Origin of the sequence: Rhizobium sp. NFR03 (assembly GCF_900111275.1) — a bacterium.
GTDB lineage: Bacteria > Pseudomonadota > Alphaproteobacteria > Rhizobiales > Rhizobiaceae > Ferranicluibacter.
This window is the reverse complement of the sequence record NZ_FOGR01000004.1, coordinates 303,311-316,939: the sequence shown is the minus strand read 5'-3', so window position 1 is coordinate 316,939 and position 13,629 is coordinate 303,311. Positions and strand designations below refer to the sequence as shown.

The following is a 13,629-nucleotide window of genomic DNA, read 5'->3' as shown; positions in this document are numbered from 1 at the left end:
CAATGGGCCAGATCAAACTCTCCAATGTCAAGAAGTCGTTCGGCGCGATCGACGTGCTGCATGGTATCGACCTCGACATCAGGGACGGCGAGCTCGTCGTCTTCGTCGGACCGTCCGGCTGCGGAAAATCCACGCTCCTGCGGGCTATCGCCGGACTGGAAAAAATTACGAGCGGCGATATCGAGATCGATGGCCGCAACGTCAATAGCGTGACGGCAGCCGATCGCGGTCTCGCCATGGTCTTTCAGTCCTATGCGCTCTACCCGCATATGAGCGTGCGGCAGAACCTCGCCTTCGGTCTGGAGAACGCGCGGATGCCCAAGGCGGAGATCGACAAACGGATCATGGAAGCAGCGCGGATGCTGGAAATCGAACCTTATCTCAAGCGTCGGCCCGGACAGCTTTCCGGCGGCCAGCGCCAACGCGTCGCTATCGGCCGGGCTATCGTTCGCAGCCCCGTCGGCTTTCTGCTCGACGAACCTCTGTCCAACCTCGACGCCGAACTTCGCGTCTCGACCCGTGCAGAACTCGCAGCGCTTCATGCGCGGCTGAAAGCCACGATGATCTACGTGACCCATGATCAGGTGGAGGCGATGACGCTTGCCGATCGCATCGTCGTGCTCCGTTCCGGACGCATCGAGCAGGTCGGCACGCCTCTGGAACTCTACAACACACCCGGAAATCGCTTCGTCGCCGGCTTCATCGGCGCCCCGCACATGAACTTCCTGCAAGCCGCAGTAGAGAATGCCCGGCCCGGACATGCCGTGCTGTCTCTACCCGACGGTTCTCGGCTGGAGGTCGATGCCGGTCGGCAGGTTCTACAGCAAGGCGCAGCCTTGACGCTCGGTGTTCGCCCGCAACATCTCACGCTCGGCAAGGGCAACCGGTCCCTGCGGGCGACTGTCCGCATGATCGAGGCGCTCGGTTCGGAAACTGTTCTGCACACCGAGCTTGGCGGGCAAAAGCTTCTCGTGGTCCTGCCCGGCCAGCACCGCTTCTCACCGGGCTCGGAGATCGACCTCTCGCTCGATGCCGCACCGCTTCACTTCTTTGACGAAAAGGGTCTTCGCCTTGAAACATCTGTTTGACCTCACCGGCAAGACCGCGCTCGTAACCGGCGCACGAACCGGCCTCGGCCAGGGTCTCGCCCTTGCGCTGGCGGAAGCCGGGGCCGACGTCGCTACCATCGGCTCCTCGCCGATGCCGGATACGGAGCGGCTGATCAAGGCGACGGGCAGGCGGTTTCACGCACAGCAGATCGATCTCTCCAAGCCATTCAACGCGCAGGCCGTTCTCGACGCTGCTATTTCGGCCATGGGCGGTGTCGATATCCTCGTCAACAATGCCGGGATCATCCGTCGCGCCGATATCGTCGATGTTCTGGAGGAAGATTGGGACGCCGTGATCGACGTCAACCTCAAATCGGTGTTTCTCCTCTCGCAGGCAGCGGCACGCCATATGATTGCGACCGGTCGCGCCGGCCGTATCGTGAACATTGCCTCCATGCTCAGTTTTCAGGGCGGCGTGCGCGTGCCGGCCTATGCCGCCTCCAAACACGGTGTCGCCGGCCTGACCAAAGCCATGGCCAACGAACTCGCGCCGAAGGGCATTACGGTGAACGCGATCGCACCCGGCTACATGGAAACCGACAATACCGAAGCCTTGCGTAACGACCCCGACCGGCACGCCCAGATCTCGGCGCGCATTCCCGCCGCACGATGGGGCATGCCCGCTGACCTCGCCACCGCGATCCTCTTCTTCGCAGCGCCCGGCTCTCCCTATGTCACGGGCACAGTCTTGCCTGTCGATGGCGGCTGGATGGTGCGATAGCGAAAAACGAAGCTGAATTTGGTCGACATGAAGAGTGCGTGAAGCCGTGATTTCGGAATAGGCACTTCATTGGCAACGACAGCAGAGCGCAGTCTGGCTTCTCCTGTGCGCCGCCTCAACCCATTTCCACGCGAGAATGTTGGTCTGAAAAGCTGACGCGATGGTGCTCTTCTCCGAAAGCGCGACGTCGGATGAGAGCGGACCCGCCACCGCTACCCCCGACTCAAGATGCGAGAGAACGGCTCAAGGCCGCAGCGGGCAATTCGTGTGGACCGGCGGTCTCGACGCGATTGCGACCAAGGGCTTTCGCCCGGTACAATGCGCCATCGGCGCTTGCGAGCATTCCGGCGAGGTCATAGCAGCCCGGTGCCGCGAGACCGATGCTGACGGTAGCCTGGGTGTTGAGGCCCTCTGCCCGCGCGGCCGCCATGGCGAACCGGCGTGCGATCACCGAGCCACGACGGAGAGCTTGATGATGATCACACCGTGGCAGGAGCGCGGCGAATTCCTCACCTCCGAGCCTGACAAGAAGCGCGTCTGGGCCCGCCTCCTCGCGGGCGGTTTCTGCGAACAGCTTGAGAACCTTATCTCCGACCGGGTGGCCGTAGCGGTCGTTGATCGCCTTGAAATGGTCGAGGTCGAAGGCAAGCAGGGAAACGGGGTGGCCTTGCCGCTCCCTGAGGATCCGCGTTGCCTGCTCAAAAAAGGCGTGGCGGTTCGCGAGCCCGGTCAGCTGATCGGTTTGCGACATGCGGAGCAGGTGCTGCTTCTCCTCCTCCCGAACGATCATCAAAAAGGACATCGGCATCGCCACCGAGTACAAGACGGCCTCGTACATCGTAGCCTTCCCGATGGCGGAAAGAATGTCCGGCCCGTACCGCTGAAGAAGGATAGGGGCGACGAACGCACGGCCGAGGTAGAACACGGCATGAACGGCCGAGATCGCTACTGCGATCGGACGTGAGCGCAGTCCCTGAACCGTGCGGCTGCGCAGAAGAATCCAGGCGGTGAGGCCGCAGGTCAGCGCGATGGGGAGAGACGAGACGTGGTTCCAGAAGGCGGCCGGGAAGTGTGTGCCAGCGATCGCCCAGGCGAAAGCCAGGATGACCAGCGCTCCGGCAGACGACCAGACATACCGACGACCGTCGAGGCCGGCGATGGCGTTGAGGACCAGAAGGTAGCCCAACACCATGAGGATGTTGGTCGCTCCCATGCCGAGCGTGACCGGGAAGTGGCTGCGGTTCATCGCAATGACGCAGCCGAGAACGAAAGCGAAGAGTCCCGCGGCCAGAATGCCGAGCACGCGCGCGCGACCTGGATGAGCCTGCCGTTCCCAGAGGAGCAGCGAAGCTGACACAAGCAGCGTTCCGACCGTCAAATACCAGAGAGTTTGTAAATCGATCTGCATAGCTCTGCCTGCCTCACGTCAAAGCCTACAGGGCGGTGTTTATCAGATTCTTTACGCTGCTCCCGATACCGCCGACATGGTTCGCATAACGTTAATCGAGGTGTTCAGGCCCGGCACCTGATGGATGGGATGTTGATGGGCAGGTGGAGTTTGCGCTCCACCCGTTACCTTGGTCAAGATATAAGCGCTCGCATGCTTTTTAACGCCGCCCTAAAACGTGCGGAACAGGACAATCATATCAGCACCATGGGTGATGAGAGAGCAACGTATCGGAGCGGCCGGTCGGGCGAGGGCTCCCGTTGGACGCTCACGTATCCGCAAAACCGAACGGTGCGGCCGTGCGGCGGAAGTCGTCGATGAGGATCTGGCGGCCGATCGGGGGCTCGGCGCGCGAGGTGCAGGTGGCGCGCTGGCAGAGGCGGCAGGCGATGCCGACCAACGTCGGCGTGCGGTCGCTGTCGGGCCGGACGTAGATCAGGCGATCGGCGTGCTGCGCATCGCAAACCAGCGCCACGGCGCGATCAACACGCGTGACGCCATAGGCGCCGCCGCCGGCGCTGACCGTGCGGGCGATCGAGAAGAAGCGCTGCCCGTCGGGAAACTCCAGCCATTGCGTCACGATTTCGCCCGGCATGCGGAAGACCTGATGGACATTCCAGAGCGGGCAGCCGCCGCCCGAAGCGGAAAAGGGAAAATGCGCGCCATCGAGCCGCTTGGACACGTTGCCGGCTGCATCCAGGCGGATGAAGAAGAAAGGGATGCGCTCCTGCCCCGGCTTTTGCAGCGTCGTCAGCCGATGGGCCGTCTGCTCGAAACTCGTGGTGAACTGACGCGACAAGGCCGCCAGATCGTATCGCCGCGTTTCCACCGCCTTGGCAAACGCGCTGTAGGGCATCAGCAGAGCTGCTGCGCCGTAGCTGGCAAGCGACCGGCGGGCGAGCCGGGAGCTCGTTTCCGTCTGGAAGTTCCCCTCGTGAACGGCGTCCGCAATCTCCTTGCCGAATTCGAGATAGGCGAGTTGCTGAGCAAGCTGAAACTGCTGGCTCGCCATATCCAGCGACTCGTCAAGCAGGATCTGCTTGTGATGCAGATCGTGCCGGCGCAGGCTGTCCGACATGATGGACGAGGGGAGGCGGCGGATGCGAAGCCCGTGCCGCTCCAAAAGATAATTGCCGATGCCGCCCTTGTCCTTGACGGTTGCTGCCAGTCTCTCGGCCACCGTATCGAGCATCGGAAAGCTGTTTCGCCGGGCGGCAAGGAACCGGCGCGTCGCCGCCACGGGATCGACGGTCTCCCGTCTCTGGGCGTCCTGATCCGGCAAGCGTTCGGCAAGAGCGATCTGCTCCTCGCGATAGGCGGTGTAAAGCCGAAGCATAGCTTCGCTGAAGCCGGGAAACCCGTTTGCCACTTCCGAGATCTCGGTGGTGGAGAGGTCGATATCGGCGAAGATCGGATCCTTCATCACCGTCTGCAGCCGTGCGGAATGATCCGCGCCGCCATCGCCAGCAAGGTCCGCCATGTCGATCTTGTAAGATCGGGCCAGCCGCAGCAGCACCTCCGCCGTCACGGGCCGATGATTGCGCTCCATGAGGGCGATGTAGGATGCCGAGATCTCAAGGTCTGCGGCCATATCGGACTGTGTCAGGCCGAGGTTGCGCCGCAGCCGTCTCAAGCGCGCGCCGACATACACACCCTGCTTGTCCGACACGACGCTTCTCCACCCTTACAACATTACAAGCAAAGTTTGTAAGGTTTGACAAGTGCACACCGAAGCCTCTGACGCATCTCGAAAACAGGCGATATCAGAGCGTCATCACAACTGAGGAGTGTTCTGATGGCTTACAAGACAGATTACCGTGGCATCGAAGACCTGATCGCCGTCAATCCGAACTGGAGTGGCGTCACGCCTGAAGCCGTCAGCCGCATGCGGCTGCAGAACCGCTTCAAGACGGGTCTCGACATAGCCCGCTACACCGCCGACATCATGCGCGCCGACATGGCAGCCTACGATGCCGATCCGGCCAGCTACACCCAGTCGCTCGGCTGCTGGCACGGATTCATCGCGCAGCAGAAGATGATCTCGATCAAGAAGCATTTCGGCACGACGAAGGGTCGTTATCTCTACCTCTCCGGCTGGATGGTCGCGGCGCTGCGCTCGGAATTCGGCCCGCTGCCCGACCAGTCCATGCACGAGAAGACCAGCGTTCCCGCGCTGATCGAGGAGCTCTACACCTTCCTGCGTCAGGCCGATGCCCGCGAACTCGGCATGCTGTTCCGCGACATCGATGCGGCTCGCGCTGCCGGCAATTTCGCCCGGGAGCGCCAGCTCCAGCAGGCGATCGAGACCTACCAGACGCATGTCGTCCCCGTTATCGCCGATATTGACGCCGGTTTCGGCAATGCGGAGGCGACTTATCTTCTGGCCAAGAAGATGATCGAAGCCGGTGCCTGCGCCCTTCAGATCGAAAACCAGGTTTCCGACGAGAAGCAGTGCGGCCATCAGGACGGCAAGGTCACCGTTCCCCACGAGGACTTCATCGCGAAGATCCGCGCCTGCCGCTATGCGTTCCTCGAAATGGGCATCGACAACGGCATCATCGTCGCCCGCACCGACTCGCTCGGCGCCGGGCTCACCAAGCAGATCGCCGTCAGCACGCAAGCCGGCGATATCGGCGACCTCTACAATTCCTTCCTGGATTGCGAGGACGTCGCCGACATCAGCTCGCTCAACGGCGATGTCATCATCAACCGTGGCGGCAAGCTGATGCGCCCGAAGCGCCTGCCGTCCAACCTCTACCAGTTCCGTGAAGGCACCGGTGCGGACCGCTGCGTTCTCGACTGCATCACCTCGCTCCAGAACGGCGCCGACCTGCTGTGGATCGAAACGGAAAAACCGCATATCGAGCAGATCGCCGGCATGGTCGATCGCGTTCGCGAGGTCATTCCGAATGCGAAGCTGGTCTACAACAACTCGCCATCGTTCAACTGGACGCTCAACTTCCGCCAGCAGGTCTTCGACGCCTGGGCGAAGGACGGCAAGGATGTCTCGGCCTACGAGCGCGCCCGCCTGATGAGCGTCGATTACGACGCGACGCCGCTGGGCCGGGAAGCGGATGAGTGGATCCGGACGTTCCAGCGCGATGCTGCCAAGCGCGCCGGCATCTTCCACCACCTGATCACGCTGCCGACCTACCACACGGCGGCCCTGTCGACGGACAATCTGGCGAAGGAATACTTCGGCGACGCCGGCATGCTTGGCTACGTCAAGGGCGTCCAGCGCAAGGAAATCCGGGAAGGCATCGCCTGCGTCAAGCACCAGAACATGGCCGGCTCCGACCTCGGCGACGACCACAAGGAATACTTCGCTGGCGACGCAGCCCTGAAAGCGGGCGGTTCGCACAACACGATGAACCAGTTCGCGGCCTGAGGAGGGCAGCGAAGGAGCGCGGGCGACCGCGCCCTACGGCATTCGGAGTGTCACCCCCGTCTTCCGTCACCCGGCGGCGTGTCCTCACAGAGGGCGAGGCGAGATACCGAAGGAAAGCCCACGCTTGCGCCATGCCATATTGAGCTTGTCGATGATGTCGATGATGGGCGTCTCGGGAAACTCATCGTGAAGGGCATGAGCAAGTCTTGTGCGGTCAAGCATCTTTTCAGGGTTCTTTGCAGCACGATCGGCTTGATCGTTCACTTCGGCCATCAGGTCACGGTTCATAAGGATTCCAGACTCAGCCGATGACCATCTCACGCGATGCCCGGCGAAAGACGTTCGCCGATAGATCACAGGATTACAAGCGCCATTGTGATACGGCGCGCGAGGCGCGATGCTGCTGCAAGGCCTCGGCTTGCCGACCCCTGGATGTGCTTATGGGACCGGGGTGAGCGAAACGCCCGTCTCGGCATCGAACAGGTGCATCTGGTTCATATTGACGGACAGAACGATCTTCTCTCCCGCCTTGGCGCCCGCTTCCGGGTCGATGCTTGCGCAGAGGGTCGTGGCGCCCACATCGAAGTAGATCATGGTCGAGGGGCCAAGGGGTTCCACAAGATCGATCCGGGCGGTCAGCGGAGCATATCCCGGACGTTGCTGTTCGGCGCTCAAGGCTTCGGGGCGAATGCCGAACGTGACCGGGCGGCCGATAGTGCCACTGTAGAAGGCAGCACGTTCGCGCGGCACAGGCAGATCGGTGCCATCTTCAAGACGAACGACGAGTTGGTCCGCTGCCTCGACCAGCCGGGCTTCCAGGAAGTTCATCGAGGGCGAGCCGATGAAGCCCGCAACGAAGCGGGTGGCCGGGTGATGGTAGAGGTGCTGCGGCGGGCCGCATTGTTCGATCAGCCCGCCATTCATGACGACGACGCGGTCCGCCATGGTCATCGCCTCGATCTGGTCATGCGTCACATAAACCGTGGTGGTCGGCAGGATCTGGTGCAGGCGCTTGATTTCCGTGCGCATCTGCACCCGCAGCTTGGCGTCGAGGTTCGACAGCGGCTCGTCGAACAGGAACACCTTCGGATTGCGCACGATCGCCCGACCCATGGCAACGCGCTGGCGCTGGCCGCCCGAGAGCTGGCCGGGGCGGCGGTCGAGAAGCTCCTCGATGTGAAGCGTGCACGCGGCAGTCTGAATGCGGCTCTCGATCTCGCTCTTCGGCAGACGCTGCTGTTCCAGGCAGAAGGCAATGTTTTCGCGTACCGACATGTGCGGGTAGAGCGCATAGTTCTGGAACACCATGGCGATGTCGCGCTTGCCCGGGCCTAGACGGTTGACCACCTGATCACCGATGACGATGTCGCCGCCGGTGATGTGTTCGAGGCCGGCAATCATCCGGAGCGTCGTCGATTTGCCGCAGCCGGACGGGCCGACGAAGACGACAAACTCCTTGTCCTCGATCTGAAGATCGATGCCGCGGACGGCCTCGTAGATGCCGTAGGATTTGACGACGTTTCGCAGTTCGAGCCTAGCCATCGTTTGTCTCCTACTTCTCGTTCAGCCAGACGAGCATGGCGCCGGGGTCACGGTTTGCCCAGAGATGGTAGGGGATCGCCTTGAACGTCCGGGGTTTCAGCGCCGGTGGGGTCGTGCGGTAGAGGCCATCCCAATCGCCGGCTTCCGCCTCCAGCGCCTCGCCCGTCAAAACGGCGGCGCCGCCGAGCAGATCCGGATCATAGGCGACGTCGAGTCTTGCGTCTGCCGGCAGTCGCAGCCGCTGCGGCTCGGTGCCGATGTCGGTCTCCTCGACGCAATAGACCACCGGGCCGCGCTTCAGCGCTACCCGGCCGGCATCCTCGCCGACGGCGGGATGCGCATAGAGCCGATCGACCGGCATATCGAGGGAGAGCCGCACCTCGTCGCCGTCGGCCCATGTGCGCCTGATCGCCAGATAGCCTCTGGTCGTCGCGGCCTCCACGTCGATGGTCTCGCCATTGACGGTCACGCGGGCCGTCCGGCACCAGCCGGGAATGCGCAGATGCAGCGTGAACGATGAGGGCGTGTCGAGCCCGAGCGCGAGCCGTATGTCGCCGTCCCAAGGATAGCGCGTCTCCTGCGCAAGCCGGACGACTGTCCCGCCGAGCGCGATCTCCGCAGCATTTCCACCGTAGAGATGAACCGCGAGATCCGCATCCGTCGCGGAATAGACGTATTGGCCGAGCGAGGTGATCAGGCGAGCGATATTGGTCGGGCAGCAGGGGCAGTAGTGCCATTTCCAGCGGCGGTTCTGCCCGTGGCTTTCCAGCACGTTCTCGTAGAAGTAATGCTCGCCGTCTCGCGAGATGCCGGAAAGAGCGCCGTTGAAAAGGACGGTTTCCAGCTTGTCGGTATATTTGGCGTCGAGATCGAGCTGTGCCATGCGGTGGCTCCAGAAACCGAGCGCAACGGCAGCGCAGGTTTCCGCATAGGCCGTCTCGTTGGGCAGATCGTATTCCCGCGTAAAACCTTCGTTGGAGGCGGAGGGGCCTAGCCCGCCGGTTACGTATAGCTGGCGGCCGGTCAGGTTGTCGAACAGCCGCTCGCAGGCTTGCTTCAGGGTCGGGTCTTCATTTTCATGCGCGAGATCGACCATGGCCGAGAAGAGGTACATGGCACGCACGGCATGGCCGACGACCTGGGTCTGCTCGCGCACCGGCATATGCGCCTGGCTATAGGCGTAAGTCTGGTAGACGTAATCATCCGGGTTCTCGCCGCGGCGACGCGCCTCCTCATCGTAATAGGACGGCATCTGGCCACGCTCGTCGACGAAGTAGGTGGCGAGCGCCAGATGCCGCGGATCGCGCGTCACACGATAGAGCTTGACCAACGCCAGCTCGATTTCTTCATGGGCATCATAGCCGCGTAGCTTGCCGGGTTCCGGGCCGAACGTGTCGATGATGTGATCGACGGCGCGGATCATCACATCGAGGAAGCGGCGCTTGGCCGTCGCCTCGAAATAGGCAACTGCGCCTTCGAGCAGATGCCCCATGGAGTACATTTCGTGGAGATCGCGCAGGTTCGTCCAACGCTTTTCCGGCTCGCGGCGGATGAACCAGCTGTTGAGGTAGCCGTCGGCCATCTGCCCCTGTTCGAGCTTCTCGACAATGGCGTCGATCTTCGCCTCGATATCGGGATTCGGATGCGTTTTCAGCGTGTAGCTCGCCGCCTCGATCCATTTGCCGAAATCGCTGTCGAAGAAATGCTGCATCGATAGCCCGCTCGGCTGGATGCGGCGCACCAGCGGCGAAGGTGGTTTGTCGAAATCGAGGACCTCGAGAAAGCCTTCCTCCTCCAGCCGCATGTGCTGGGTGGGGATGGTTACGTCGCGCACGGTCTTCGACCAGCTTTCCCAGAAACCCCCGGTAAAATCCACTTTGGCGTGATCGACGGGCACGAAACGGCGGGGCGGGGTCAGCGGCTGTACACGCGAGGAAGCGGGCTTGGACGACATGGGAGAAGCCTTTTGGGAATGCACGATGCTCATTTCACGGCGCCGGCGGTGAGCCCGCGCACGTAATAGCGTTGCAGGAGAAGAAAGAGGATGATGCAGGGGACCATGGTGACGGTGACGCCGGCTTGCAGCGCACCCCAGTCGATAATGCCGTAGATGCCGGAGGAGACATTGACCAGCATGATCGGCAGCGTGAACTTGTTCTGATCCGAGAGGAAGATGAGGGCGGCGAGGAACTCGTTCCAGGAGTTGAGGAAGGCGAACATGGCGACCGTTGCGACGCCCGGCAGGGCAATCGGCAGCATGATCCGCCTGAGGATCGTCCATTGCGAAGCCCCGTCGATCCGCGCTGCCTCGATCAAGGCACGGGGAACGGCGTCGAAGGCGTTGCGCATCATGAAGATCGAGAAGGGCAGCTGGAAGGTGACGTAAATCAACACGAGACCGAACAGATTGTTCTGCAGCTTCAGCACCTTGAGGATGAGAAACAGCGGCGTCAAGATCGACTGGAACGGGATCATCATCGTCGCCATGACCACGATGAACAGCGCCGACTGCCCGGGAAAGCGGAACTTGGAAAAACCGTAGCCTGCGGGAACGGCGACGAGCACCGTCAGCACAACGGTTCCCAACGCAATCATGACCGAGTTGCCGGCATAGACGGTCCAGCCTGCGCCGACCGTATCCAGCCGGCGGTAGTTCTCCAGGGAGAAGGCCTTGGAGAACAGCGCCACGGGATGGGCAAGCGCCTCTGCCGCAGGCTTGAAGGAATTGGCGAACGACCAGACGATCGGCAGCAGGAAGAAGAGGGCAAAGACGATCGAGACGAGAATGAAAGCGGCAAAGCCAAGTCGTTCACGGGCTGGCAACGGCGCGGATGTTCTTAAGGTACGGCTCATCAGCTTTCCTCCGGCCGCTGGCGCAGGAAGGCGAGCTGGATGGAGGAAATGGCCACGAGGACGACCAGCAGCACGAAGGACATAGCCGAGCCATAGCCGAGGCGATAGGAGGAGAACGAGGCGAGATAGATCGAGAACACGGCGGAAACGGTGCTGTTCGACGGCCCGCCCTGCGTGATAATGAAAAACTGATCGAAGGCGAGCATGGACGACGTAACATTGAGCACCAGCGCCAGCAGAAGCGAATTTCGCATCAGCGGCAGCGTGATCCGGCGGAATCGGCTGAAGACACCCGCGCCATCGATCTTTGCGGCTTCCGTCACGTCGGCTGGAATGGCCTGAAGGCCGGTGAGCAGGATGACCATGGTGAAGCCCGCCGTCTTCCAGACGACCATGAGGATGATGACGCCAAGCGCCGGCCAGAAGCTTTCCAGCGGCCGCGGCGCGCTATCGACAAGCCCGAGGCCGCGAAGGAGATGGGCAAAGACGCCGTTGTCGGGATTGAGCAGCCACATCCAGAGCGTGGAGGCTGCGCCGAAGCCAATGACGACCGGCATGAAGTAGACCGTGCGAAAGAAGCCGGCGAGCCGCAGCGGCCGGTCCACCAGCAGCGCCAGCGGAAAAGCCACGGCCATGATGGCAGCCGTGACGAGCACGGTATAAAGCAGCGTAAAACCAAGGGAATGCCAGAGCTGCATGTCTCCGAGCAGTTCCGCGTAATTGGCGAGACCGATGAACTTGCGGCGCCCGAGCAACGGCCAGTTGTGCAGGCTCATCCAGAGCGCCATGACCAGTGGCACGACGAAGAGGCCGAGAATGAAGACGAGGCTCGGTGCCATGAAGGCAAGCCCGAGCCAGCCCTTGGGTTCGGGGTCGTTGCTCGCCGTCACCGCCAGCGTCGGTCTTTGGGCCGTCGAAGCCAAGATTTCGCTCCTTGTTGATGATGGACGTGCGGGGTGCGTGACTTTTAACGTTTCGGTCGCAGCAGCCCCTCATCCGCCTGCCGGCACCTTCTCCCCGCGTTCGGGGAGAAGGGACTCGGAGCGACCTTGGGGCACGTCCCCTCTCCCGCTTGCGGGGAGAGGGCTAGGGTGAGGGGCGGCCAAGACCGCAAACATGCTTGGTCGTGACGATCCCGGACGGCGATCCGTGAAGCCCTTAAGGGTTGGTTCGCTCAAGAATCTTGGTGAAGGCATCCTGCGCGGTCTTGATGGAGCCATCGACATCTTCCCCGAAGATCGCGCCCTGGATCAGGTTGACGAAGGGTCCTGTGCGGCTGACGAAGAGTTCGTCCGAGGAGAAGGTGTAAGGCGTGCGTGCCTTTGCCAGGATGTCGTAAGAAACCAGATTGCGCTTGTCGAAGTTCGCATAGGCATCGCCTGCGAGATCGGTGCGCGAGGGCATGCCGGATTCCTTCGTGATGTAGACCTGCTGCTCCGGTGTCATGTAGAAATCGACGAAGTCGAGCAGGACCTTCTTCTTTTCCTCATCGATGCCCTTCATGACGGCCAGCGTGTCGCCACCGGCAAAGCTGGAGGCTCCGCCCTTGGGGCCGGGGATCGGCGCGACGGCGAACTTGACGTCGGGATACTTGCTCGTCAGCAGATTGACGATATAGGAGCCGGTCATGAGAACGCCGACCTTGCCGGAGGCAAAGGCTTCGACCGCATTGTTGCCATTGCCTGAGCGGGACGTGGGATGGATCGCGCCCGCCTTCCACATGTCGCGATAGGCGGCGATCGTCTCGCGCAGAGCCGGTGTGTCCACGGTGGCGGTGCGCCCGTCTTCGCTGAGGATGTCGGCACCCGCCGCCCAGAGATGCGGCAGGAAGTCGTAGATTAGCCAGCTGCCGGAATTGGCGACGAAGTAGAAGCCGTAGGTCTCGTTGCCGAGCCCGGTGATCTTCTTGGCGTCGGCTGCGATCTCCTCCAGAGAGGCCGGTGCCTTGTTCGGATCGAGGCCTGCTTTCTCGAAAAGGTCGGTGTTATAAGCGATGATCGAGGCATCCGGCAGGGCGGGAACGCCGTAGATCTTGTCTTCATAGGTCGCAAGGCGGATATGGGACGGGCTCATGGCGCCGCCGTATGGGCGGCTCTTGACGAAATCGGTAATGTCTTCCAGGCCTTCGGCTGCCGCAAAGGTCGGCAGGTAGATCAGGTCGAGCACTGCGCCATCCGGTGCCGCGCCGCCGGCAATGGCGGCACCGAGCTTTGGCACCATTTGCTCGGCCGTGATCTGCGTGACGACGATCTTGTCGGAATGGGAGGCATTGTAGTGATCGGCGAGACCCTGAAGCACGGCGCCCGACGAGGTGCGAACCCACAAGGTAACATCGGTTGCATTCGCCAGCGTGGTGCTGGCAACAAGCGAAAGCGCGGCGAGCGCCAGTGTGATCTTCAGCATGGTGCGTTCCCTTTTTCGTTGTCGCCAACTCTCCCCGTAACACGCTGGGACATTGACGTGACACAAACGGTAATCGAGAATAATTATCTTGTCGACAGCGTGAACACACAACTGAGGTTACGAAATGCTAAAACCTTTTATCTACTGGAATATTTCTTGATGAAAG

The 13,629-nt window shown here is 61.9% G+C and carries 11 protein-coding genes; 3 read left to right on the top strand and 8 right to left on the bottom strand.

All coding sequences use genetic code 11. The annotated features are described in order from the left end of the window. Window positions 1-2: 2 nt before the first annotated feature. Window positions 3-1,088, top strand: coding sequence for an ABC transporter ATP-binding protein (gene ugpC, locus BSG19_RS14645; protein WP_092988762.1), 1,086 nt, complete (start codon window positions 3-5; stop codon window positions 1,086-1,088). Next, a complete protein-coding gene (kduD, locus tag BSG19_RS14640) occupies window positions 1,072-1,830 on the top strand; it encodes a 2-dehydro-3-deoxy-D-gluconate 5-dehydrogenase KduD (RefSeq protein WP_170865984.1) in 759 nt (252 codons plus the stop codon). The genes ugpC (BSG19_RS14645) and kduD overlap by 17 nt, the downstream gene beginning before the upstream one ends. Before the next feature lie 223 nt (window positions 1,831-2,053). On the opposite strand, the gene BSG19_RS14635 is transcribed toward kduD, so the two are convergent. Together BSG19_RS14635 and BSG19_RS14630 are read right to left on the bottom strand one after the other, a co-directional pair. After that, complete coding sequence (locus tag BSG19_RS14635; RefSeq protein ID WP_244529257.1) at window positions 2,054-3,187, bottom strand: GGDEF domain-containing protein; 1,134 nt, start codon at window positions 3,185-3,187, stop codon at window positions 2,054-2,056. A gap of 358 nt (window positions 3,188-3,545) precedes the next feature. Beyond that, a complete protein-coding gene (locus BSG19_RS14630) occupies window positions 3,546-4,946 on the bottom strand; it encodes a helix-turn-helix domain-containing protein (RefSeq protein ID WP_092988759.1) in 1,401 nt (466 codons plus the stop codon). Window positions 4,947-5,072: 126 nt separating this feature from the next. Between BSG19_RS14630 and BSG19_RS14625 the strand changes: the two genes are divergently transcribed. Continuing rightward, window positions 5,073-6,665 carry an isocitrate lyase gene (locus tag BSG19_RS14625; RefSeq protein ID WP_092988758.1) on the top strand — a complete coding sequence of 531 codons (1,593 nt, stop codon included), beginning with the start codon at window positions 5,073-5,075 and terminating at the stop codon, window positions 6,663-6,665. 84 nt (window positions 6,666-6,749) lie between these two features. Here the strand turns inward: BSG19_RS14625 and BSG19_RS14620 are convergent, their stop codons facing one another. The 6 genes from BSG19_RS14620 to BSG19_RS14595 all read right to left on the bottom strand — a co-directional run bounded on the left by BSG19_RS14620 (window position 6,750) and on the right by BSG19_RS14595 (window position 13,463). Then, complete coding sequence (locus BSG19_RS14620; RefSeq protein ID WP_092988757.1) at window positions 6,750-6,953, bottom strand: hypothetical protein; 204 nt, start codon at window positions 6,951-6,953, stop codon at window positions 6,750-6,752. 150 nt (window positions 6,954-7,103) lie between these two features. Further along, complete coding sequence (ugpC, locus tag BSG19_RS14615) at window positions 7,104-8,207, bottom strand: ABC transporter ATP-binding protein (protein ID WP_092988756.1); 1,104 nt, start codon at window positions 8,205-8,207, stop codon at window positions 7,104-7,106. Window positions 8,208-8,217: 10 nt separating this feature from the next. After that, entirely contained in the window at window positions 8,218-10,161 is a 1,944-nt protein-coding gene (locus BSG19_RS14610) for a glycoside hydrolase family 127 protein (RefSeq protein ID WP_092988755.1), read from the bottom strand. A 29-nt stretch (window positions 10,162-10,190) separates the two neighbouring features. Further along, window positions 10,191-11,060 carry a carbohydrate ABC transporter permease gene (locus BSG19_RS14605; RefSeq protein WP_092988754.1) on the bottom strand — a complete coding sequence of 290 codons (870 nt, stop codon included), beginning with the start codon at window positions 11,058-11,060 and terminating at the stop codon, window positions 10,191-10,193. After that, entirely contained in the window at window positions 11,060-11,986 is a 927-nt protein-coding gene (locus tag BSG19_RS14600) for a carbohydrate ABC transporter permease (protein ID WP_092988753.1), read from the bottom strand. Before BSG19_RS14600 ends, BSG19_RS14605 begins: the two co-directional genes overlap by 1 nt. 232 nt (window positions 11,987-12,218) lie before the next feature. Beyond that, window positions 12,219-13,463, bottom strand: coding sequence for an ABC transporter substrate-binding protein (locus BSG19_RS14595; RefSeq protein ID WP_092988752.1), 1,245 nt, complete (start codon window positions 13,461-13,463; stop codon window positions 12,219-12,221). Window positions 13,464-13,629 lie beyond the last annotated feature (166 nt).